Origin of the sequence: Acidovorax sp. PRC11 (assembly GCF_031844105.1) — a bacterium.
In the GTDB taxonomy this organism is placed as follows: domain Bacteria; phylum Pseudomonadota; class Gammaproteobacteria; order Burkholderiales; family Burkholderiaceae_C; genus Paracidovorax.
The window spans coordinates 31406-52424 of sequence record NZ_JAUZUQ010000024.1 but is presented as its reverse complement, the minus strand read 5'-3'; the positions used below and the strand labels follow the sequence as shown (position 1 = coordinate 52424).

Below are 21019 nucleotides of genomic sequence, written 5' to 3'. Positions count from 1 at the left end.
CTTTGAATTCTTTGATTTCCGCCCCTCCGGAATTCATACGCAGGGGATTTTTTCTGCGCGTGTGGAACCGTGCGGTATCCAGGAAAAAGGGTTCCAGACTTCTTGGCACCCCCTCCCTTTCGGCTCTTGGGGCACGTGCGCGCGGCCCGGCGAGGCCCCTGGCGGCCCGCAGGCGGGGCGATCTCATCCCGGGCCGCCTCTCACCCGCTCCTGCGCCTCGCGCGCCGTCTTGGCCGCGTGGCAGTCAGGGCACAGGCACTGCCGGTTGTGGTCGGCGTCCTTGCCGCCCTGCCAGAGCGGCACCGTGTGATCCAGCTCGAACGGGTCCGGCGTGCCGGGCGTGATGTCGATCAGCTTCCCGCAGCCCTTGCAGTGCGGCCCGTCGCGCAACCAGATGCGCAGCCGCGCCTCCTGCCGTGCGCGCCCCCGATCCCGATGGGTTGCCCCAATGCGTGGCGCCTGCTGCAGCCTCGTGGCCTGGGCCATCTGGACGCGCTGGGCGGCGGCTGGGATTCTGGGTCGCTGGCTCATGTCTTGGCATTCATCGGTCTACGGGGCTTGGTCTGGCCCCGCTGGTGCCTGCCGTCCGCTGTCCAGCACCACAGCTTGCGGTGGAAACCCCCGCGCCCGTGCGCGGCCGGCGCTGGCTGCCGGGAGGGTAGGTGGAAGGTGCCACCACCTGGGGCTTGGCGTCCCTGGCGGCGATAGAGGCGTGGTGGATGCGCCCCGGTGGTGGCAAACGAAAAAGCCCGCAGGGCGAACCGTGCGGGCTTGGGATGTTCTGGGCGCACTTCTCCGATGGGGTTCCCGGCAAAGCACGAAGCGAGACAGGCATCCAGCGAAGAGGCGCCGCGCGACAGGCTGAGCAGCCTGTGCTATCGACGGCAGCAGTTTAAACCGAACCGCGCCCGCGGTGCAAGCGCTTGCCCATCGAGCCACGCGCCGAGTGCACGCACTCGTCGAGGTAGTTGGCGAGGCGCCGGCCCAGCTCGCCCTGCGGGATGGGCGCATGGCCCGTGCCCTTGCATTGCCGGCATGCCTTGGCCGACAGCCGGTCGGTTCCCGCAATCGGCTCGTAGCGGCGGCCGGAGCACCCGGGGCAGGTAGGCCCCAGCCACCACCGCAAAATCGCAGCCACGGCCCGATCCGGGGCCTCCGCGCCCCATCCGCGCACCAGCAGGACCACTTGCTCCCGCACCGCCGGCAGGCTCTTGCACCTGGCCAGCTGCAGCGCGGTCTCGTGCAGGTTGTGGGCGTGCGCCTGGGCCGTCGCCTCGGCACGTGCCGCGGTGCGCTCGGCCGGCGATGCCTGAGCACCCGGGCGCAGGAACTCCGCAGCCGTGGCCGTGCGCGGCCGGGAAGTCGCGTCCCATTCGCTGTGCAGCCGGAGCAGCGCACCACCCAGCCGGGACTGGCACCAGCCGGCCGCGATCAGCAGGTCAGCGTCGCCCACTTGGTCGGCCTGCACCCGCAGGTCGGCGGTGTTGGCGGCCGATGCGTAGGCCTCTTCGATGGTTCGGGGGTTGGTCATGTTGTCGTCCTGAACGTGTTGAAAATTACTGAAAACTTTTGCTGAAACTTTTTGCTAACTCACGGCTTTCTGCCCAGGGCCTTTCCATTCCAATCCACCCCTCTAGGGTGGTGGAATGGAATGGAAACTTGGCCGTCGTTCCACAAGCGTTGAATGGAGTGAATGGAACGATGGAAAGCTGCAATTTCTTGCGCGTTCATGGAAGAACTACCCTGCCAGCGCCATCCGTGGCGACAACGTTCTTCGCGACGAGCGAGTCCCATGCGCGCCGAGCGTCGCGGTTGCGGTTGTCCTGCTTGCCTCGTTCGGGCGGGACCATCTGGTTGACCGCGGCGTCGATGACTTCGCTTTGCGTGACGCAGTCGTCGAGGTCCAGAAGAGACTGCACAGCCGCCATCACGATCTGCTCTTTCGCGCCCTTGGGCGCTGCCTTCCGTTGCGCCCGCGGTTGCGGCGTCTCGTACGCCACCACACAGGAATTGATCACCTCGCCGTCGTCGTGCTCGCCGATGGCCACCAGGTTCAGGCGGAAGCCGAACTCGGCTCCGTCGCGCCCGCCCTTGAGCTTGCTGACACGGGCACACCGCGGGTCGTCGAAGTTGCCGGAGCCGAAGCGCTCCACCTCGATCTCGGCGTCCACAGCGGCCCGCAGCCCCGACCAGCCGCGCGCGCCCCGGCTCGTGTCCTTGCCGCTGTGGTGCACCAGCAGCACCAGCGCGCCCGTGGCGCGGTGCAACGCCTTGCAGTGGGCCAGCGCCCGGCCCATGTCCTCGCCGCTGTTCTCGTTGGCGCCGGGCGTGGTCTGGGCCAGCGTGTCCACCACAATGACGGCGGTCGGCCCGAACGCTCGGATCGCCGCGATCAGGTCCTTGACGTCCTCTCGCAGCAGCAGGTTCGGTGCATCCGGCACCACGCCAATGGGGAAGTCACCGAGCCCGTTGAACTCGCAGTAGGCCTGCACCCGGTCCCGGAAGTCCGCCTCGCCTTCCGCACAGACGTAGACCACCGGGCGCGATGCCTCTACCTTGTGCCCGCGCCACTCGATGCCGCGCGCGACCGCCGCCACCATGTCGAGCACGAAGAAGGATTTGCCCGAGCCCGATTCCCCGTAGATCATCGCCACGCCGTCGCGCGGCAGGACGTTCCGGATCAACCAGGAGGCGCGCGGGCGCTCGAGCAGCTGGGGCACCGAGATCACCTGGAAGCGCGGGCCCTTCTGCCGGCCCAGCTTCGCCATGGCCTCGTGCGCCGTGCCCGCGCCGGGGGCCGCGGCCTCGGCGCCCGACACGTCGTCGAAGTCGTCGGCCGTGGCGGTCCTGCGCAGCTCGCCTTTGGGCTTGGCCTTGATGCAGTGCTCGCGCCACAGGTACAGCAGCGCGCGGTCCGGGTCCTGGCGCCGGTGGTCGAGGGCCACCTCCATGGCGTGCGGGCTGGTCGCCAGCAGGCTCAGCACCTCGTCGTCCGGCAGGCCGCACTGGTAGAGCGCCACGGCCGCCGCGTGCAGCTCGCGCGAGCGGTCGCCGCGGGTGTCGCCCTCCAGCAGGAAGTCGCGGGCCGCATAGGGCAGCTCCAGGTCGGCCAGGACCGGCAACAGGAAGTCGTCCAGCAGCTCGGGCATCTCCACGGCCGGCGCTTCGGTGCGCTCGGCGTCGCGGCCGTACTGCGCGCGCAGGCCATCCAGCACGCCGGCGGGGACCGCCGCCAGGGCGGCAGGTGCGCCCGGCAGGTGCTGACCGGTGAGGGTGAGGAAGCGCGGCTCCGCGCCCCCGTACACCTCCACGCCCACGGTGTGGTTCGTCCAGTCGCTGGCCTCGCCGCGCGCGAAGATGCGCAGGCCCTTGCCGCTCGGGCTCACCTCCGTGTAGCTCGCGAGCGCGTCGACGATCTCCTGGGCCCAGTCCGCCACGTGGCCGTCGTGCACGCAGTCGTCCAGGTCCACGCCGACGATGCCATGGGGCCGGGTCATGACGTACCCGACACCCGCGAAGGAAGGCGCCTCGCGCTCGTAGGTGGAGACGGCCGCTCGGAACGTGAACCACCGATCCGGGTTGGCCGTCGAGAGGCGGTATTCGGGCACGTCGGCCCGGTGGGGGATCTTGTCGAACTTGCCGCGCTTGGCGTTGAAGGTCGCCCGCCAGGGTGCCCAGCGCGGCTGGGCCTTCAGCTCGTCAGGGATGGCGGCGCCGTTGAAGGCCGGCCGCAGCTCTTGGGGTGCGTCTGCCATCATGGCGCCGCCCGCAGTGCCTGCTGGTGGGCTGCGCGCACCGCGCGCAGCACGGAGAGCATCGCCGCGGATAGCTCCGCCGCTTCGCGCTCCACCTCGCGCAGGTCGTTGGCTGATACGCTGCCGTCGGCCATGGCGGCGGCCACCGCGCTCATCACGTCGGCCGACTCCTTGACCATGGCCGAGGCGCGCTGCACGAGGTCCGCACCGGTGTCGGCGGGCTGCGGCAGCGCCACGACCTTGGTGCCGCAGTGCGCGGCGACGGCCTGGGCGTAGGCGTCGGCGTGGTCGCTGCCCACCTCCGCGCACATGGTGGCGATGGCGCAGGCGTCCACCACGCCCAGCTTGAAGCCGGGCGCGCCGGCCAGTTCCTTGCGCAGCACATCGGGCGACTTGCCCCGGCGCAGGGCCACGGCCTCGCGGCCGCCGGGGTAGGAATCCACCATCAGGCGGAGAGCATCGAGGGAGTTCATATCCGGGATTCCTCAGGTTTGGATATCCGCCAGGCCGAGATTTGGATGTGGCGGGAACAGGTGCCGCGCGAGACGATGCGCAGCATGGAAAACGAACAACCCACCCCACACGCCCCCGGTGTCACCATCGAGCACGCCAGCCGCCGCACGAGCCTCGTTCCCGCCATGGCGGGCCGGCAGCGGTCGCTGCAGGAGGTCGAGACGGCCATCGTCATGCTCTGGGTGGCGGGCGAGCTGCACATCCGGTGCGCGGCCTGGGGGTTGCGGTGAGCGGGGTGGGGTCAGGCCGGGGTGCTCAAGCAAGCCTTCGGGGGAAAGGCCACCACCAGGGGGCGCGCTTCGCGGCAGTACGGGCCGGATACCGGAAATCCGGCATCGGCGGCGGCACGATCCGCTCGCCCGGGTGCACCGCGCCGGCCGCATCAGCACCGCTGCTGCGCGCGGCCCGGCACGCAGCCAGCCGCTGCCGCGTGGTGCTGCGCATCCACTCAGGCTCCCAGGTCGTGACGGTGGTAGTAGTCCAGTCAGCCATGGCTCACCTCCTGGGCGGAGGGGGTGCATTTGGGGTCGGGCACGGTCAGCTCGGCGTGCAGCGTCTGCAGCGCGCGGTAGTTCCGAGAGAGCACGTCGCTCACGTCCCCGCGCTCGATCTTGCTGATGGTGGGCTGGGGGATGCCCGTTTTTTCGGACACCTGGGCTTGGGTCAAACCGTAGGCCCGGATGGCGTGGAGGTAGTCGCGTGCTTCCATGGGGAGTATTCCTTTGGGACTATTCTGACAAGTTCCGAGAGAATATTCAAGTGGGCTTAAATAGAACCATGGACTACGGCCCTATGGACACCCTTGCCCGACGCGCCAAAGCCGCTCGCAAGCACAGACACCTCACCCAGACACAGGTCGCGAAAGCTTCCGGGGTGAATCAATCCGACATCTCTAAGATCGAGCGAGGCGAGACCGAACGCCCACAAGGGCTGCTCGCACTCGCCAGGGCCTATCAGTGCGACCCTGACTGGCTCGACACCGGCGATGGACCGCCCCCGTGGGGCGAACCCGAAGGTGCTGAAACTGAAGAGGTGCGGCACAATCCGCCGTCCGATCTGCCCAACATCGTGGTGGGCCCGGAAATGAGAGGACGGAGGCTGTACCCGGTGATTTCAGCAGTGCAAGCGGGCGATTGGACCGCCATTTGCGACACATTCCAGCCAGGAGAGGCAGAGGATTGGTTGCCGAGCCCTAAAGATTTAGGTCAGGTCGGTTTTATATTAAAAGTTAAAGGCCCCTCCATGACCAACCCCGAGGGCGGGAGAGAAAACTTTCCAGATGGCATTAGCTTGCACATACGGCCAGAAGAAGACGTGCACCCGGGCGATTTTGTGGTAGCCAAGAGAGTAGCGGACGACGAGGCCACGTTTAAAAAACTCGTCAAGGTAGACGGCGAACTGTATCTGCACGCAATCAATCCAAACTGGCCCAAACCGTACATTAAACTGGAACCTGGCGACAAAATTGTTGGGAAATTAAAATTTGCCGGATGGGATTTTTAGACCAGCACAAAGGAGGGAAAAGTGAAAACTTGGATAGCAGCAGTTGCATGCTTACTGTTGGGAGCCTGTAGCAAGCAAACACCAGAGGCTGAAGCGACGCCCGCAAAAGGACCCGCAGTCAGCTCAGCTGCAGTGAGCACCCCAGCTCCTGCAAAGCCCCCTTTTACAAGCGTAGATTGGAAGGCTGCGTATAAGTCTGCTTTTCAAATGAAAGAGCCAAAGACAAACGAAGACGGGGTTGCCGAATACCGCGCTTGTTTTGACTCTACCGAGGACAAAAAGTGCGGGTTGTTTTTCTTCGGAAAAACCGACGGATTCAAGAAAGTGGAGTACTTGACCCCCACTTGGTCAAGATTAAACGACATTGGCGATATCTATACCTATACGCAGATATATCTCGCAGCCAGGGAATGCCATGCACCTTCAATACTGATTGCACCTACGGTTAACCAAAAAGGGAACTGGCTCTTTTTGCGCAAGGCCTCGTACATGGCCGATGGTAATGTCATATTGGAGCACGAATTCGATCACAACGATGTTCGTAGAAACGCCGACGGAGGTGATATCCACGAGATGGCTACGTGGCTAGCAAGCGAAGCGGACATACAAGCTCTTAGAAATCTGCTGCTAGCTAATTCCACCATTACTCGATTCACCGGCGATGCCAAATACATCACCGTGGAGAAAAAGCGGCAGAAAGAGTTCTTAGACGACGTGCGCGATACGCTCCGCGCGTACGACCGCTTGCGCGAGGCCCTCGCGCAAGCGGGTGGGCCCGCCTGCAACTGAAGCCGGAACAGGCCGGGCACCGGCGTGCCCGCGCAGCCTTCTCCACACCTGCACGGGCGCCCCTCGAGCGACACCGCCGCCCTTACTGACCGATCGGTCACAAAGAATATTCTTTTTCGCTTGCTTTGGAATATTCTTTTCGGCATACTTCATCCCAACGCAGCACACAAAGCGATGCGCCCCCGGCGAGCCGGAGCGAACAGCGATGTGTTGCGTTGGCGAACGGCCCGCAATACGGTCGGAACTGAGGCGATGCCCGCAAGGGAGCAATTCAGGGCTGGCACACGATGCCAGATGAGGCGCACGGGCCAAGAGCAGAAACCGTGAAGCCCCTCTCGCGAGGGGCAAAACACAAGCGCCCTCCGACGAGGGCGTTTCTGTTTTCCAGCCGCGCGCCTCGTCTCCTCCCCCTCCCTCTCTTCTTGGGGCGCACCACGCGGCCTTCTCTTCTGGCGTCCTGCTCAGGGCCGCCTCCTCGCCGCGCCGGCCATCGCCGGCACGCCCTCCAAGGCAGCGGTCTTTCTACACCCCACCCGGCCCGCCACGTGCGGGCTTTTTCACATCAGGAGCCGCAATGGCCGACGAGACCATCACCAGTTACAAGGGATTCGACCAGGATCTGAAGTGCCGCGGCTTTCAGTACGCGGTAGGCGAGACCTTCGAGCACGAGGGCGAAACCCGGGCCTGCCACCGCGGCTTCCATGCCTGCGAGCACCCTCTGAACGTCTTCGGCTACTACGCCCCGGCTGGCAATCGCTTCGCCGTCGTGGAGCAGTTCGGCACCCTCAGCCGGCATGACGAGGACACCAAGGTGGCCAGCTCGAAGATCACGATCAAAGCCGAGATCGGAATCCCAGGGCTGGTGAAGGCGGCAGTGGAGTACGTGACCAAGCGGTGCCATCCCGTTGATCCGGCATCCCCTCAGCTGGCGACCGGCGACTACGGCGCGGCCAGCAGCACCGGCTACCAGGGCGCGGCCAGCAGCACCGGCTACCAGGGCGCGGCCAGCAGCACCGGCAACCGCGGCGCGGCCAGCAGCACCGGCAACCGCGGCGCGGCCAGCAGCACCGGCTACCAGGGCGCGGCCAGCAGCACCGGCTACCAGGGCGCGGCCAGCAGCACCGGCTACCGCGGCGCGGCCAGCAGCACCGGCGACTACGGCGCGGCCAGCAGCACCGGCGACCAGGGCGCGGCCAGCAGCACCGGCTACCAGGGCGCGGCCAGCAGCACCGGCTACCAGGGCGCGGCCAGCAGCACCGGCTACCGCGGCGCGGCCAGCAGCACCGGCTACCAGGGCGCGGCCAGCAGCACCGGCGACTACGGCGCGGCCAGCAGCACCGGCAACCAGGGCGCGGCCAGCAGCACCGGCTACCGCGGCGCGGCCAGCAGCACCGGCGACTACGGCGCGGCCAGCAGCACCGGCGACTACGGCGCGGCCAGCAGCACCGGCGACCAGGGCGCGGCCAGCAGCACCGGCTACCAGGGCGCGGCCAGCAGCACCGGCGACTACGGCGCGGCCAGCAGCACCGGCTACCAGGGCGCGGCCAGCAGCACCGGCTACCAGGGCGCGGCCAGCAGCACCGGGGTGGCGGGCGCCGCGATGGCGAGCGGCTCAGGAGGCCGCGCCAAGGGCGCCAACGGCAACGCCCTCTTCCTGGTGTACCGCGACGACGACGGCGCGATAACCAAGGCGGGCGCAGCCATCGTGGGAGTGGATGGCATCCGGCCTGACGTGTGGTACGCGCTCGATGCGTCGGGCGCGTTCGTTGAGTACGAAGCGGAGAACGACGAATGACCGCCTTCCGTCTCTACCGCCTCTTCCGGCGCGCGGGCAACAGCCCGTGCACGGCTTACCGCCTCACGCAAGCCGCGCAGCCCGGATTCATCGAATCGGCCGCGGCGTACGCCGGCGCTGCAGTGCTGGCCGTCGCCTCGGCGGTCGTCCTCGTCGCGGGGTGAGCCATGCACCTCGCCATGCTCTCCAACGACGAGGTGCTGCGCATCGCGCGGACCGAGATCCACGACCTGACCAGCACGCCGCTGGAGGTGGAACTGCTCAAGCGCATCGAGGCGCTGCTCGATGACAGCGCCGAGCCGGACGCCTTCTACGACGCCGCCATCGGTCACGACCTCAGCGCCCTGGGCATCGCCCAATTGGGCGCGGCGCTGATCGACGGCGCCGAGAACTCCGCCGCGCTGCTGCGCGTGCTGGCCGACGCCGGCTACGAAATCCCCGAGGCGCTGAAAGCGGGCCTCGACACGGCGAAGAAATTCGCCGCGCTCGCCACCGACGTCCGCGACGTGTTGTCCCGCCTTTCCTCCCTCACCGAAAACGCAACTGCATAGGAGCACTCATGTTTCCCGCAACCGTATCCATCACCGTCCCCGACGCGGCCGCCCTCACTGCCCTCACCGCTTTCCTGGCCGGCGGCACCGCACCCACGCCTGCGCCGGCGCCCACCCGCAGCGCGGCCAAGGAGCCCGCGCAGGCCCCAAAGTCTGCAGCAGCCCCCGCGGCTGCGGCTGGCCCGAGTACTGCGCCGGCGGCGGAGGCCGCTGCGCCCGAGAAGACGGCCAGCGCACCCAGCCCCGCTGCCGAACCTGCGGCGGCCCCTGCGCCAGCCTCGACTGCTGCGACTGACGCACCGCTCACCTACGACAAGGACATCAAGCCGCTGATCATCCAGCTGGGCAAGGAGCGCGGCCGCGACGCCACGCTGGCGCTGCTGGGCAAGTTCGGCGCCACCTCCGGGCCGGGACTGAAGCCCGAGCAGTTCGGCGAGTTCGTCGAGGGCGCCAAGGCGGTGCTGGCGGAAAGCGCCCTGGCATGAGCGCGCACGCCCTCCTCTCGCCCTCCAGCGCCGCGCGCTGGATGGCCTGCCCCGGCAGCGTCGCCGCGTGCGAGGGCCTGCCGGACAAGAGCAGCGAGTTCGCCGACGAGGGCACGGCCGCCCACGAGCTGGCGGCGCTGTGCCTGGTGGAGGGCGGCACCGCCGCCGACCGCATCGGGCTCAAGATCCACGCGGGCCGCGACGGGCGGGTCTTCACGGTGGACGTGGACATGGCCACCCACGTTCAGGCCTACGTGGACTACGTGCGCGCCCTGGTGCAGAGCACGGGCGGCGAGCTGCTGGTGGAGCAGCGCCTCTCGATCGAGCACATCACCGGCGAGCCCGGCGCGCGCGGCACGGCAGACGCCGTGATCCTCGCCGACGGCGAGCTGATCGTGGCGGATCTGAAGTACGGCCGCGGCGTGCCGGTGGACGCCGACGACAACCCGCAGCTGCAGATCTACGCGCTCGCCGCGCTGCGCGAGTTCTGCGCCCTGGGTGACTTTCGGGCCGTGCGCCTGGTGATCCACCAGCCTCGGCTGGGCTCGGTCAGCGAGTGGGCGCAGCCGGTGGCGGAGCTGGAGCAGTTCGGTCAGGCCGCCTGGAACGCCGCGGTGGACACCAGGGCCGCCGATGCCCCGCGCGTGCCCGGCGAGAAGCAGTGCAAGTTCTGCCGGGCAAAAGCCAACTGCCCCTCCCTCGCCGCGCGCGTGCAGCAGGAGGTCGGCGCGGACTTCGAAGACCTGACGGCCTTCGACCGCGCGCACACCGAAGCCTGGACCCAGAAGCGCGAAACCATGCCCGCCGACCAGTTGGGCGCCGCGCTGGCGGCCGTGGACCTGATCGAGATGTGGTGCAAGGCCGTGCGCGGGGAGGTCGAGACGCGGCTGCTCGCCGGCGTGCCGGTGCCCGGCTGGAAGCTGGTGCAAGGCAAGCGCGGCAACCGCCGCTGGACCTCCGAAGAGGAGGCCGAGGCCGTGCTGAAGGCCATGCGCGTGAAGCACGACCAGATGTACGACTACAGCCTGATCAGCCCCACCACAGCCGAGAAGCTGGCGAAGGGCAACTTCATCGGGCCGCGCCAGTGGCCGAAGGTGGCCGCCCTGATCACCCAGGCCGAGGGCAAGCCCAGCGTGGCGCCCGAGACCGACAAGCGCCCGGCGCTGGTGCTGAGCGCCGTCGCCGATGACTTCGACACCGTCGCCACCGAGCCCTCGCAGGAAGAGGCCGTGAGCGACCTCGTTTGACCCCTCACCCACTGAAAGACCATCATGAAATTGAAGCTGACCAACGTGCGCCTTGCCTTCCCCGCCCTCTTCGAGGCCAAGACCGTGAACGGCGAAGGCAAGCCCGCCTTCTCCGCGTCGCTGCTGATCGACCCCGCCGATCCGCAGGTGAAGACCATCAACACCGCCATCGAGGCGTGCGCCAAGGAGAAGTGGGGCGCCAAGGCGGAGGTGATGCTCAAGCAGTTGCGCGCAGCCGACAAGGTGTGCCTGCACGACGGCGACCTGAAGGCGAGCTACGAGGGCTTCCCGGGCAACCTGTTCGTGAGCGCGCGTAACCCCGTTCGGCCCACGGTGCTGGACTCCGACAAGACGCCGCTGGCGGCCGCCGACGGCAAGCCCTACGCGGGCTGCTACGTGAACGTGGTGCTGGACCTCTGGGCCCAGGACAACAACTTCGGCAAGCGCATCAACGCCACGCTGAGCGGCGTGCAGTTCAGCCGCGACGGTGACAGCTTCACCGGTGGCGGTGCCGCGAGCGAGGACGAGTTCGAAGACCTGAGCAGCGGCGCCACGGCCGACGACCTCGCCTGATCCGCACCTCGGGCCGCGGCCCGAGGGTGTTTCGACGGGCCCGCCGGGCGCGGGCCGGTCAAAGCACAGGAGCACACCAGTATGACCATTATTTCCCGCCAAGCGGTGCGCGACGCCTACGACCGCGCCCTGGCCCTTCACAACGACCCAGAAGCCGCCCTGCAGGCTGCGGCGCAGGCGCTGCACCTGCCTGAGGAGGTCGTCGCCGCCTGCGTGTTGGAGGTTGCGGCGTGATCGATACCGTTTCGACGTTCTACGTCGAGGGCATCAAGGAAGGCCGCGCCTCCCTGGAACGGCACGGTATGGCTGCCGCCAGCGACGAGCTGGCCAACCTGAACAGCACGATCAAGGGCTTCCCCGCCAGCACCAGTGTGGGCCAACTGTTGCGTGGCGAGCGCGATTTCTGGGCGAACCAGATCAAGCGGGCCCGCAAGACCGAAAGGGCGTGACATGAAACTCTGGCTCGACCTCGAGACCTATTGCGAAGTGCCGATCACCCACGGCACGCACGTCTACGCCGCGGCCGCCGAGGTGATGCTCTTCGCCTGGGCGGTGGACGACGGCCCGGTGCGCGTGTGGGACTGCACGGCCGACCCGTTGCCGCCGGACGACCTGGTGGCGGCGATCGAGCAGGCCGACGAAGTGTGGGCCCACAACAGCCACTTCGACCGCACCGTGCTGCGCCACGCCCTCGCCCCGCTGTGCCCGGCGCGCGAGCGCTGGCGCGACACCATGGTGCAGGCGCTGGTGCACGGGCTGCCCGGCGCGCTGGGCGCGCTGTGCGAGGTGCTGCAGGTGCCCGTGGACCAGGCCAAGGACAAGGCCGGCAAGCAGCTGATCCAGCTCTTCTGCAAGCCCCGGCCGAAGACGAGCAAGTTGCGCCGCGCAACGCGCGAGACGCACCCGGCCGAGTGGGCGCGCTTCGTCGAGTACGCGGCCCTCGACATCGAGGCCATGCGCGTGGTGCACGCCCGACTGCCCGTGTGGAACTACCGAGGCGCCGAGCTGGCGCTCTGGCATCTGGACCAGCAGATCAACGACCGCGGCGTGGCCATCGACACCGAGCTGGTGCAGGCGGCGATTGCCTCAGTCGAGGCCGCGCAGAAGACGCTCGCCGCGCGCACCCAGGCCATCACCGAGGGCCAGGTGGAGAGCACCACGAAGCGGGACAAGCTGCTCGCGTTCGTACTGCAAGAGCACGGCGTCGACCTGCCGGACACGCAGCAGGCCACCCTGGAGCGGCGCATGGCAGATCCCGACCTGCCGCCGGCGCTGCGCGAGCTGCTGGGCATCCGGCTGCAGGCCAGCAGCTCCAGCACGGCGAAGTACAAGACGCTCGCCAAGGGCACCAGCGCCGACGGCCGCCTGCGCGGCACCCTGCAGTTCTCGGGCGCGAGCCGCACACGGCGATGGGCCGGGCGGCTCTTCCAGCCGCAGAACCTGCCGCGGCCCGTGTTGGACCAGGACGACATCGACCTGGGCATCGAGGCCATGAAGGCCCGGTGCGCGGACCTCACCTACGCCAACGTCATGGAGCTGGCCAGCTCCGCGATCCGCGGCACGATCGTGGCGCCGCGCGGGCGCAAGCTGGTGGTGGCCGACCTCTCGAACATCGAGGGGCGCGACCAGGCATGGCTCGCGGGCGAGCAGTGGAAGCTGAGGGCGTTCCGCGACTTCGACGCGGGCGCCGGGCCCGACCTCTACAAGCTGGCCTACGGCAAATCCTTCGGCGTGGCGCCGCAGGACGTGACCAAAGATCAGCGGCAGATCGGCAAGGTGCAGGAGCTGGCCCTGGGTTACGAGGGTGGCGTGGGCGCGTTCGTGACCTTCGCCGCGGCCTATGGGATTGACCTGGAGGCACTGGCGAAGCAGGCATCGCGCGCCATCCCGGCGGAGACGATGGGACAGGCCCACATCATGCTGCAGTGGCATCGCGACCAGGGGCGCAACCCGCCGCACGACCTGGGCCTGAGCGATCTGGCCTGGCTGGTGTGCGAGTCGTTCAAGCTCGGGTGGCGTAGCGCTCACAAGGCCATTGCGGGCTTCTGGGCGACGCTGCAGGGCGGCGTCATTCAGGCCATCGAGTGGCCCGAGCAGACCGTGCGCATCGGCATGCTGAAGGCGCGCCGCGACGGGAACTGGCTGCGCATCGGCTTGCCCTCGGGCAGCGTGATGTGCTACCCGTCACCGCAGGTGGTGGGCGAGAAGCTCAGCTACATGGGCAACAACCAGTACAGCCGGAAGTGGTCGCGGCTCAGCACCTACGGCGGCAAGCTCTTCGAGAACGTGTGCCAAAGCGTCGCGCGCGACGTGATGGCTCACAACATGCCCGCCATCGAGGCGGCCGGCTACTCGATCGTGCTCACCGTCCACGACGAGGTGATCACCGAGGCGCCCGACACGTCGGACTACAGCGCCGAGCACCTGGCCAGCCTGCTAGCTGCCAACCCACCGTGGGCCCCCGACATGCCGTTGGCGGCCGCGGGGTTCGAGACGGATCGGTACAAGAAGGACTGATCAGCTCCGCAATGCGCGCAAGGGACAGACGCTAGCCGGGGACGTGGCCGGCGTAGTTTTGCGAAATGGCGGCAAGCAGCGCCAGAGTCAGCTTGCCGCGCTCGATTCCGAGGACGTTGGCAGCGTCAGCAGCAATCCGGTCAGCTTCTTGAAGCTGCAATTCAGCGATCTTCGTCGCGCTCGCAACGCGGCGTTTTGCCGTGTAAGTCAGCTCCAGATCCTCGAAATCAGACATCGTGCTCTCCTCTCAAAAAGAATCAGTATGCCCGACCCCGCCCACCTCTTCACGACCCCGCGCGAGCGCGAAGTGGAAGCCGCCCTCGTCAAGCGGGTGGAAGCCGCCGGCGGCCTGGCCTGGAAGTTCACCAGCCCAGGCCGGCGCGGCGTACCCGACCGCGTGGTGATGCTCCCCGGCCGCGCGCCCGAGTTCGTGGAACTGAAACGCAAGGGCCAGCGCCCGCGCCCCGACCAGCTGCGCCAGCACGAACGCCTGCGCGCCGCCGGCGCCGTGGTGCACGTCATCGACGACGACGCCGGTATCGACCGGCTCCTGAAGGAAAGACCATGACCAGCACAGTCCAAGCCGAGATCCGCGAATGGCTGCGGAACCAGAACGACGGCGCCACGGTGGCCGAACTGGTCGACGTGACCGGCCGCCCTCGCACCGTTGTGCACCGCGCGCTGGAGCACATGGCCGATGCGTACGCGGATCGCTGGGTGCGCAACAGCGCCGGCGGTTTCGCGCAGGTCTGGTGTGTGGTGGCCGTGCCCGAGCACTGCCCCCGGCCCGATGCGGAGGTGGCAGCTTGACGCCCCGCAAACACTTCACCCCCCGGCCGTACCAGAAGCTGATCACCGACCACATCCTCACGCACGAGCGCTGCGCGATCTGGGCCGGCATGGGCATGGGCAAGACCTCCGGCACGCTCAACGCCATCGACGCGCTGCTGCTCGCCGAGGACGACCCGGTGCTGGTGGTGGCGCCTCTGCGCGTGGCACGCACCACCTGGCCGGACGAGGCCCGGAAGTGGCAGCACCTGCGCGGGATCAACGTCGTGCCAATCGTGGGCGGCCAGGCCGAACGGCTGCTGGCGCTGCGCACGCCGGCCCAGCTCTACACGATCAACTACGAGAACCTGCCGTGGCTCGTAGAGCACTGGGGCGACCGTTGGCCCTACCGCACCGTGGTGCTGGACGAGGCCACGAAGGTGAAGGGCTTCCGACTGAGGCAGGGCACCCAGCGCGCCAAGGCGCTCGCCCAGGTGGCGCACTCCCACGTGCGCCGGCTGGTGCAGCTCACCGGCACGCCCAGCCCGAACGGCCTGCAGGACCTCTGGGGGCAGGCTTGGTTCATCGACCGGGGCCAGCGCCTGGGCCGCACCTACACCGCGTTCTCGCAGCGCTGGTTCCAGACGTCGCACGACGGCTACGGCAGCACGCCCCTGGCGCACGCCCAGCGCGAGATCCAAGACCTCATGCGCGACGTGTGCCTCACCGTGGACGCGAAGGACTGGTTCGACCTGCGCGAGCCGATCGTGAACACCATCCACGTGGACCTGCCGATGCAGGCCCGCAAGCACTACCGGGAAATGGAGAAGGCCATGTTCACTGAGATCGAGAGCCACCAGGTGGAGGCGTTCAACGCGGCGGCGCGCACGATCAAGTGCCTGCAGATCGCGAACGGCGCCGCCTACGTCGGCGAGAGCAGCGAGGAATGGAAGGAGCTGCACGACGCCAAGCTGCAGGCGCTGGACAGCATCGTGGAAGAGGCCGGCGGCGCGCCCGTGCTGGTGGCCTACCACTTCAAGAGCGACCTGGCCCGGCTGCAGCGTGCGTACCCGGACGGCATCCACCTGTCATCGCACGCCGGGCTGCGCGCGGCCCAGGCCGGCAAGGGCCGGGTGTGGTTCGGCCACCCGGCGAGCATGGGCCACGGGGTGGACGGGCTGCAGCAGCACTGCAACATCCTCGCGTTCTTCGGGCACTGGTGGAACTTGGAGGAGCGGCTGCAGATGGTTGAGCGGATCGGCCCGACCCGCCAGATGCAGGCCGGCCACGACCGCCCAGTGTTCATTCACAACATCGTGGCCCGCGACACGGTCGACGAGCTGGTGATGGCGCGCATCGAGACGAAGCGTGAGGTGCAGGACCTGCTGCTCGAGGCCATGAAGACGCGGAGGGCCAGTTGATGGCGAACTTCGCTCTCTGGAGCCGGGAGAACCTTGAACGGCTGGCCGCCGACCTGACCGCAGAGAACATCCAGCTGCGCGCCGCGCTGGACGTGTACCGCAGCGCGGCCGCCGGCCCGGCTCCGCCCCGGTGCACCTGCCCCACCGGCGACGGATCGCTGCGCTGGCTCTGCCCCTCCCACCCGCCAGCCGCCTGACCACCACCCACAGCCCGCCACGAGCGGGCTTTTTCTTTTCTGGAGCCCGCATGGACCCCCAACCCGTTGCCGCCCTGTACGTTGAGACGGGCGGCGCTTACTTTGGCCTGCCTGGCGTGGAAGCCTGGGACGAGGCACGAGACGCCCGAAGGTACGCCGGGCCGCATCCTGTGGTCTGCCACTCCCCATGCCAACGGTGGGGCAAATACTGGCACGGCTCCCCGCGCAAGCCTCACCAGTACCGGCTCGGGGAGGACGGCGGCTGCTTCGCAGCGGCGCTGACGGCAGTGCGCAACTACGGCGGCGTGCTGGAGCACCCGAAGGACTCCCTAGCCTGGGAGTTCTTCGGCCTGACGACGCCTCCTGCGACTGGGGGGTGGGTGAGGGCCGACGCCCGAGGCGGCTGGACATGCTGCGTCTGGCAAGGCCACTACGGGCACTTCGCCGGGAAGGGGACATGGCTCTACGCGGTCCCGCGCGACCCCGCAGATCTGCCGCTGCTCATTTGGGGCCCGAGCGACAACAGCGGCCCGACGCCCGCCATGGTCGAGCGGTATGGCTACGCCAAGGCGCGGCGCGTCGGCCGCATGGCTCTGGTCGGCGGCAAAGACAAGACGCGCATCCGCGAGGCCACACCCCCCGAATTCCGCGACCTGCTGCTGTCGATCGCTCGGTCAGCCCCGCGCGCCGCAGCCTGAAACCACCCGCCCGCACCAGCGGGCTTTTTTTTTTGGAATCCCCATGTCCCATTCCCCCACCGCCCAGCCCTACACGCCGCCGGACGGCGACTACCAGGGCGCCGAGCTGCAGCGCTCCCGCGGTCTCCCCGCCGGACGCTACCGCGCGCTCGACCTGCCCAGCCGCATGGGCGACCGCCTGCACTACCCGGATGGCCGGGTGGAGCCCTTCCCGGAGCCCCAGCCATGAGCGCGCCGGCCGACCACCTGTCCGAGAGCCGCGCCCGGGCTTCGCTGCCCGACGCGCAGCGCGCCACCGCCCGTGCCCGGGATCTCTGGTGGCAGCAGCGCCAGACCCAACTGCGGTGCGCCAGCTGCGGCGCCCCTATCCAACACCGGCCCGCAGAGGGCCAAGGCCTGCCCTGCGGGCACTGATCCACACCACAGGAGACCTGATGGCTCAAGGGGACACACTGCACGTCGTCTGCCACAGCGGCGGACATTCATCCGCCGTGGTCGCGCTGGAAGTAGCACGCCGCTTCGGCGCCGAGCACCTGGTGCTGCTCAACCACGACATGCATTTCAGCGTGGAGCATGCCGACATCAAGCGCTTTAAAGCTGAGGTGGCCGACCACGTCGGCGTTCCGCTGACCATCGCCAGCCGGCGCAATGCCCAGCAGGACCAATTCGACGTTTGCGTCGAGGCGGGAGCTTTCAAGGTGGGCAATGGATCGGAGCTGTGCACGGCACGGCTCAAGACGGAGCCCTTCTACGAGTGGCTGGCCGCAAATGCAGATCCAGCGCGCACGGTCATCTACTACGGATTCGACGACACGCTGCGCGAGCGTGACCGCATGCAGAGGCGCACCGGCATCCTGGGGGCTATGGGCTACCGGACCGACTACCCGCTGGTGACATGGCAGGACCGAAGCATCCAGGCGACTGAGGAAATAGGCATCGCGCGGCCCAGTACCTATGAGACCTTCATCCACGGCAACTGCATCGGATGTCTGAAGGCTGGATGGCAGCACTGGTACATCGTGTACGTCACCCGTCCGGACATCTGGCTCAAGGCCAAGTGGGCCGAGGAGGAGATCGGCTACGCCATCCATTACGACGGCGACAAACCGGTGTACCTGGAAGACATGGAGCCCCGCTTTGCAGCAATGCATGCCGCCGGCATTCCCGCCACCGAGCACATACCGCAGCAGCGGTTCTGGTCCCAGGCACGAAAGATCGTGCCTATAGACGACATGCAGCGCCGCCTCGATATGCCCTGCGACTGCCACCAGCAATGACCCAGCCCCCACGGGGGCGACAACAACACAGGATGCCGCAATGGCCACGCTCCACCTATCGCTCAAGGCCGAGTATTTCGACGCCATCCGCGACGGCACGAAGCCCGAGGAATATCGGCTCATGACGCCGTATTGGCAGAAGCGCCTGCAGGGCCGCCAGTACGACGCAATCCACCTCACGAAGGGCTACCCAGCCCGCGATGACCATGCCCGCCACCTTCACCGCGAGTGGCGCGGATTCAATGTCAAGACCATCACGCACCCTCACTTCGGCGCCGAGCCGGTGCAGGTGTTCGCCATCGACGTTTCCTCCGCTGCCTGAAGGATCACCATGACCAACGACGTGGCCACGCGGCCCGTGCTCGATCCGTGCTGCGGCGGCCGGATGATGTATTTCGACCGGCACGACCCGCGGGTGGTCTTCGGCGACTGCCGCCGCGAGACGCTGACCGTGACGGACCGCTCGCACCGCGACGACGGCACGCGCACGCTGCACATCGAGCCGGACTTCCTCATGGACTTCCGCGCGCTGCCCTTCCCTGATGCCGCGTTCCGCCTGGTGTCGTTCGACCCGCCGCACCTCGTGCGTGCCGGCCCGCGGTCCTGGCTCGCAGCCAAGTACGGAAAGCTCGGGCCCGACTGGCGCGAGGACATCCGGCAGGGCTTCGCCGAATGCTGGCGGGTCCTCGCTCGCGGCGGCACGCTCATTTTCAAGTGGAACGAGACGCAGGTCCCGATTTCGGATCTCCAACCCCTTTTCCCCGCGCGGCCCCTGTTCGGACACCGCTCCGGCCGGCGAGGCCTCACGCACTGGATCGTCTTCTTCAAGGACTGAACATGACCGAGAACACCACCACCCCCGACCACACCGCCGCTCGCACCACCTGGGTGGAGCAATGCGCAGCCCGATTCATTTTCCGAGGCGGCCTCGATGCCGCCGGGGCGAAGGATTTCGCGGAAGCCTGCGCCGAGCAAGAGGCCGACATCAACGGACCGAACCCAGCCGAATGGGAGAAGCCGGAAGACGTCGCCGACGAAGACATGAGCTACTGGGGAGACTGAGCATGGACACTAGCACCACGGCCGCCCCGGCGGCAACCCAGCCCGAGGCACTGCGCCTGGCCCTCGACGTCCTGCGCGAGATGCTGAGCGACCCAGACCAGCGACTTGATCAATGCCCAGCACGCATGGCTCGAGCGAATCAGGCCGCAAGGGCGCTGGCCGGGGTGCAAGCACCACCGGCCGCCCAGGAGGCCGAGCCCGCCACGGGGCGCTGGGTCAACGCCGACGACGTGGACCGGCTCGTGCGCGAGATCGACATCGCCCTGTACGGCAGCGGAGCCGCGGAACAGGCCAAGCTCTGCGACCTCGCCGGCCTTGTCACGCACGCCGCGGCCAAGGCCGGCCGGCCGCTCCTCCAGGCGGATGGGGGAGCAGCTTTCGGTCGGCTTCCTGCTGGTGCCACGGCTGCTGATGCAGTCCGGTACGCCAAGAGTTTCGGCGCGCGCGAAGTCCCGGCATACGGCAACAAGGACAACCCACTGCTGCTCTATCCTGCCGATCTAGCGCGGATGCTCGCCGCCGCGCCCCAGGCACCCGCCGAAGCAGTGGCGCCGGCCGAGGATGACGACGAAGAAGTATGGCGGCGGCTTGCTCTGCAGTTCGATGGTCATCGGATGCGGGCCATCGGGCTCCTGAAACTGATCGACCACACGTTGAAAGGTGGGCCGGCCTTCGCGACCGAAAAAATTCAGGGAGACATTGCGCGCTTCCTGTCCGAGCCGCCGCTGAGCGGAGAAGAGGTGCTGGCAGAACGCATCGCGCGGGCCGCCGCCCCCACTCAGGAGGCAGACGGGTGGATGCCGATCGAGACGGCACCGGAGGGCGAGGCGGTCCTCTGCGCAGTGGAGTTCGACCGTCCCGGCGACTGGCGTATGAAGGCGGGCTACCTGGACAGCAGGACAGACGCATGGATTGTTTGGGGCGCAAGCTGGACGCCGACACTGTGGCGCCCGCTGCCACCACCACCACCCGCGCGGCAGGAAGGAGCCCAGCATGAGCGCTGACACCACCCCGGGCCTGGAGGCAGAGCGCGCGGCGTTTGAGGCATGGGCGCTGTCCGAAGGCTGGACGCCCTCGAAACTGGATCGGGGCCGCTGCACCACGTATGCGTGGGCCGCGCTCAACGACGCATGGGAGGTGTGGCAAGCCGCCCGCCGCGCCCCGGCTCCTGCACAGGGGCCGACGGATGCGCGGGTAGTTCTCCAACAGTTGGTCGATGCGCTGCAGCGCGAGATGTGGGCATGGTCGGGCGCGACCGATAACCCCGGCGCCTCGCCCGAGCACACTCGACTGGCGCACGCTGCCGGGACGGAACTGCTGGCCCGCTGGGGCGCTCCTGCCGCCAGCGGGGAGACGGTGGCGCGCAAGCCGCAGAAGGAAGAGCCATGAGCACAGAAGCCACTCTGGCGCCACACCACCGCCCCTCGCCGTACAACGCGAGCAAGCACTGGATCTGCGCCGAGCACTGGGATACCACGGACGCCGGATGTGGTCGCTGCCCGATCAGGCAGGCGTGCCATTCGGGGCCTACGGCCCGGCTGAGTCGCGACGATCTTGACCAGTTTTACGCCCGCGTCAACGTCGCGGCGGACCGGGTCATCGCCGACCGAGAATCGCCGTACCTCGACCGACAAACAGCCGTCCGCATGGCAGCGAAGGATGCATTGTGAAGAGCCCCACCAAAGGCCGCCCAGCGCGCCTCACCTTCGCCGACCTCACCACCGTGCACTGCATGGTGTGCGACAAGGACAAGCCCGCCGAGGGCGCCCGCCCCTTTCGGGCCCACCACGTCTGCGCGGACTGCGTGCGCCTGGTCGCACAGCGCGCCGCGACCCGGGCCAGCGCCTCAGCCCCGCCGGGGTAGCCCC

At 68.1% G+C, this 21019-nt stretch carries 34 protein-coding genes; 27 read left to right on the top strand and 7 right to left on the bottom strand.

What is annotated here, in order from left to right; genetic code table 11:
- Nucleotides 1-183 precede the first annotated feature (183 nt).
- The 4 genes from Q9R47_RS20935 to Q9R47_RS20920 form a co-directional block, all read right to left on the bottom strand.
- Nucleotides 184-531 carry an HNH endonuclease signature motif containing protein gene (locus Q9R47_RS20935; RefSeq protein ID WP_311235047.1) on the bottom strand — a complete coding sequence of 116 codons (348 nt, stop codon included), beginning with the start codon at nucleotides 529-531 and terminating at the stop codon, nucleotides 184-186.
- Nucleotides 532-892: 361 nt separating this feature from the next.
- Nucleotides 893-1531 (bottom strand): hypothetical protein, encoded by a 639-nt coding sequence (locus Q9R47_RS20930; protein ID WP_311235046.1) that lies wholly within the window; start codon nucleotides 1529-1531, stop codon nucleotides 893-895.
- A gap of 196 nt (nucleotides 1532-1727) precedes the next feature.
- Entirely contained in the window at nucleotides 1728-3758 is a 2031-nt protein-coding gene (locus Q9R47_RS20925; RefSeq protein WP_311235045.1) for an AAA family ATPase, read from the bottom strand.
- Complete coding sequence (locus Q9R47_RS20920) at nucleotides 3755-4228, bottom strand: phage regulatory CII family protein (protein ID WP_311235044.1); 474 nt, start codon at nucleotides 4226-4228, stop codon at nucleotides 3755-3757. Before Q9R47_RS20920 ends, Q9R47_RS20925 begins: the two co-directional genes overlap by 4 nt.
- 84 nt (nucleotides 4229-4312) lie before the next feature.
- Between Q9R47_RS20920 and Q9R47_RS20915 the strand changes: the two genes are divergently transcribed.
- Nucleotides 4313-4498 (top strand): hypothetical protein, encoded by a 186-nt coding sequence (locus Q9R47_RS20915; RefSeq protein WP_311235043.1) that lies wholly within the window; start codon nucleotides 4313-4315, stop codon nucleotides 4496-4498.
- Between the two features lie 25 nt (nucleotides 4499-4523).
- On the opposite strand, the gene Q9R47_RS20910 is transcribed toward Q9R47_RS20915, so the two are convergent.
- A complete protein-coding gene (locus Q9R47_RS20910) occupies nucleotides 4524-4760 on the bottom strand; it encodes a hypothetical protein (protein WP_311235042.1) in 237 nt (78 codons plus the stop codon).
- On the bottom strand, nucleotides 4753-4977 hold the full coding sequence (locus tag Q9R47_RS20905; protein ID WP_311235041.1) for a helix-turn-helix transcriptional regulator: 225 nt from the start codon (nucleotides 4975-4977) through the stop codon (nucleotides 4753-4755). The genes Q9R47_RS20910 and Q9R47_RS20905 overlap by 8 nt, the downstream gene beginning before the upstream one ends.
- An 83-nt stretch (nucleotides 4978-5060) precedes the next feature.
- On the opposite strand from Q9R47_RS20905, the gene Q9R47_RS20900 reads away from it, so the two are divergent.
- The 11 genes from Q9R47_RS20900 to Q9R47_RS20850 all read left to right on the top strand — a co-directional run bounded on the left by Q9R47_RS20900 (nucleotide 5061) and on the right by Q9R47_RS20850 (nucleotide 13728).
- A complete protein-coding gene (locus Q9R47_RS20900) occupies nucleotides 5061-5771 on the top strand; it encodes a S24 family peptidase (protein WP_311235040.1) in 711 nt (236 codons plus the stop codon).
- 21 nt (nucleotides 5772-5792) lie between these two features.
- Nucleotides 5793-6560, top strand: coding sequence for a hypothetical protein (locus Q9R47_RS20895; protein WP_311235039.1), 768 nt, complete (start codon nucleotides 5793-5795; stop codon nucleotides 6558-6560).
- A 574-nt stretch (nucleotides 6561-7134) separates the two neighbouring features.
- Entirely contained in the window at nucleotides 7135-8355 is a 1221-nt protein-coding gene (locus Q9R47_RS20890; protein ID WP_311235038.1) for a hypothetical protein, read from the top strand.
- A complete protein-coding gene (locus Q9R47_RS20885) occupies nucleotides 8352-8519 on the top strand; it encodes a hypothetical protein (RefSeq protein ID WP_311235037.1) in 168 nt (55 codons plus the stop codon). The genes Q9R47_RS20890 and Q9R47_RS20885 overlap by 4 nt, the downstream gene beginning before the upstream one ends.
- Nucleotides 8520-8522: 3 nt before the next feature.
- On the top strand, nucleotides 8523-8906 hold the full coding sequence (locus Q9R47_RS20880; RefSeq protein ID WP_311235036.1) for a hypothetical protein: 384 nt from the start codon (nucleotides 8523-8525) through the stop codon (nucleotides 8904-8906).
- Between the two features lie 8 nt (nucleotides 8907-8914).
- Nucleotides 8915-9391 (top strand): hypothetical protein, encoded by a 477-nt coding sequence (locus Q9R47_RS20875; RefSeq protein WP_311235035.1) that lies wholly within the window; start codon nucleotides 8915-8917, stop codon nucleotides 9389-9391.
- Nucleotides 9388-10638: a DUF2800 domain-containing protein gene (locus tag Q9R47_RS20870; RefSeq protein WP_311235034.1), complete on the top strand. Its 1251-nt coding sequence runs from the start codon at nucleotides 9388-9390 to the stop codon at nucleotides 10636-10638. The genes Q9R47_RS20875 and Q9R47_RS20870 overlap by 4 nt, the downstream gene beginning before the upstream one ends.
- A gap of 24 nt (nucleotides 10639-10662) precedes the next feature.
- Nucleotides 10663-11211, top strand: coding sequence for a DUF2815 family protein (locus Q9R47_RS20865; protein ID WP_311235033.1), 549 nt, complete (start codon nucleotides 10663-10665; stop codon nucleotides 11209-11211).
- Between the two features lie 81 nt (nucleotides 11212-11292).
- Entirely contained in the window at nucleotides 11293-11445 is a 153-nt protein-coding gene (locus Q9R47_RS20860; protein ID WP_311235032.1) for a hypothetical protein, read from the top strand.
- Entirely contained in the window at nucleotides 11442-11660 is a 219-nt protein-coding gene (locus Q9R47_RS20855) for a hypothetical protein (RefSeq protein WP_311235031.1), read from the top strand. Before Q9R47_RS20860 ends, Q9R47_RS20855 begins: the two co-directional genes overlap by 4 nt.
- A 1-nt stretch (nucleotide 11661) precedes the next feature.
- Nucleotides 11662-13728 carry a DNA polymerase I gene (locus tag Q9R47_RS20850; protein ID WP_311235030.1) on the top strand — a complete coding sequence of 689 codons (2067 nt, stop codon included), beginning with the start codon at nucleotides 11662-11664 and terminating at the stop codon, nucleotides 13726-13728.
- 31 nt (nucleotides 13729-13759) lie between these two features.
- Here Q9R47_RS20850 and Q9R47_RS20845 read toward each other — a convergent pair whose 3' ends face one another.
- The gene (locus tag Q9R47_RS20845) at nucleotides 13760-13963 is read right to left on the bottom strand and encodes a hypothetical protein (protein WP_311235029.1); all 204 of its coding nucleotides are present in this window, start codon (nucleotides 13961-13963) and stop codon (nucleotides 13760-13762) included.
- A 27-nt stretch (nucleotides 13964-13990) separates the two neighbouring features.
- On the opposite strand from Q9R47_RS20845, the gene Q9R47_RS20840 reads away from it, so the two are divergent.
- The 15 genes from Q9R47_RS20840 to Q9R47_RS20770 are packed head-to-tail and all read left to right on the top strand — an operon-like array spanning nucleotide 13991 to nucleotide 21015.
- Nucleotides 13991-14296, top strand: a complete 306-nt coding sequence (locus Q9R47_RS20840; protein ID WP_311235028.1) for a VRR-NUC domain-containing protein — start codon at nucleotides 13991-13993, stop codon at nucleotides 14294-14296.
- Nucleotides 14293-14538, top strand: a complete 246-nt coding sequence (locus Q9R47_RS20835) for a hypothetical protein (protein WP_311235027.1) — start codon at nucleotides 14293-14295, stop codon at nucleotides 14536-14538. Before Q9R47_RS20840 ends, Q9R47_RS20835 begins: the two co-directional genes overlap by 4 nt.
- Nucleotides 14535-15917 (top strand): DEAD/DEAH box helicase, encoded by a 1383-nt coding sequence (locus tag Q9R47_RS20830; RefSeq protein ID WP_311235026.1) that lies wholly within the window; start codon nucleotides 14535-14537, stop codon nucleotides 15915-15917. The genes Q9R47_RS20835 and Q9R47_RS20830 overlap by 4 nt, the downstream gene beginning before the upstream one ends.
- Complete coding sequence (locus tag Q9R47_RS20825; RefSeq protein WP_311235025.1) at nucleotides 15917-16114, top strand: hypothetical protein; 198 nt, start codon at nucleotides 15917-15919, stop codon at nucleotides 16112-16114. Before Q9R47_RS20830 ends, Q9R47_RS20825 begins: the two co-directional genes overlap by 1 nt.
- Nucleotides 16115-16164: 50 nt before the next feature.
- Nucleotides 16165-16812 carry a hypothetical protein gene (locus Q9R47_RS20820; protein ID WP_311235024.1) on the top strand — a complete coding sequence of 216 codons (648 nt, stop codon included), beginning with the start codon at nucleotides 16165-16167 and terminating at the stop codon, nucleotides 16810-16812.
- Between the two features lie 43 nt (nucleotides 16813-16855).
- Nucleotides 16856-17041, top strand: a complete 186-nt coding sequence (locus Q9R47_RS20815) for a hypothetical protein (RefSeq protein WP_311235023.1) — start codon at nucleotides 16856-16858, stop codon at nucleotides 17039-17041.
- Nucleotides 17038-17226, top strand: coding sequence for a hypothetical protein (locus tag Q9R47_RS20810; RefSeq protein ID WP_311235022.1), 189 nt, complete (start codon nucleotides 17038-17040; stop codon nucleotides 17224-17226). Before Q9R47_RS20815 ends, Q9R47_RS20810 begins: the two co-directional genes overlap by 4 nt.
- A gap of 20 nt (nucleotides 17227-17246) precedes the next feature.
- Nucleotides 17247-18089, top strand: coding sequence for a hypothetical protein (locus Q9R47_RS20805; RefSeq protein WP_311235021.1), 843 nt, complete (start codon nucleotides 17247-17249; stop codon nucleotides 18087-18089).
- 40 nt (nucleotides 18090-18129) lie between these two features.
- Nucleotides 18130-18411 (top strand): ASCH domain-containing protein, encoded by a 282-nt coding sequence (locus Q9R47_RS20800; protein WP_311235020.1) that lies wholly within the window; start codon nucleotides 18130-18132, stop codon nucleotides 18409-18411.
- A gap of 9 nt (nucleotides 18412-18420) precedes the next feature.
- On the top strand, nucleotides 18421-18924 hold the full coding sequence (locus tag Q9R47_RS20795) for a class I SAM-dependent methyltransferase (RefSeq protein ID WP_311235019.1): 504 nt from the start codon (nucleotides 18421-18423) through the stop codon (nucleotides 18922-18924).
- A gap of 2 nt (nucleotides 18925-18926) precedes the next feature.
- Nucleotides 18927-19151, top strand: coding sequence for a hypothetical protein (locus Q9R47_RS20790; protein ID WP_311235018.1), 225 nt, complete (start codon nucleotides 18927-18929; stop codon nucleotides 19149-19151).
- 2 nt (nucleotides 19152-19153) lie between these two features.
- The gene (locus Q9R47_RS20785; RefSeq protein ID WP_311235017.1) at nucleotides 19154-20155 is read left to right on the top strand and encodes a hypothetical protein; all 1002 of its coding nucleotides are present in this window, start codon (nucleotides 19154-19156) and stop codon (nucleotides 20153-20155) included.
- Nucleotides 20145-20540 (top strand): hypothetical protein, encoded by a 396-nt coding sequence (locus tag Q9R47_RS20780; RefSeq protein ID WP_311235016.1) that lies wholly within the window; start codon nucleotides 20145-20147, stop codon nucleotides 20538-20540. The genes Q9R47_RS20785 and Q9R47_RS20780 overlap by 11 nt, the downstream gene beginning before the upstream one ends.
- A complete protein-coding gene (locus Q9R47_RS20775; protein ID WP_311235015.1) occupies nucleotides 20537-20821 on the top strand; it encodes a hypothetical protein in 285 nt (94 codons plus the stop codon). Before Q9R47_RS20780 ends, Q9R47_RS20775 begins: the two co-directional genes overlap by 4 nt.
- Nucleotides 20818-21015, top strand: coding sequence for a hypothetical protein (locus Q9R47_RS20770; protein ID WP_311235014.1), 198 nt, complete (start codon nucleotides 20818-20820; stop codon nucleotides 21013-21015). Before Q9R47_RS20775 ends, Q9R47_RS20770 begins: the two co-directional genes overlap by 4 nt.
- Nucleotides 21016-21019: the final 4 nt, after the last annotated feature.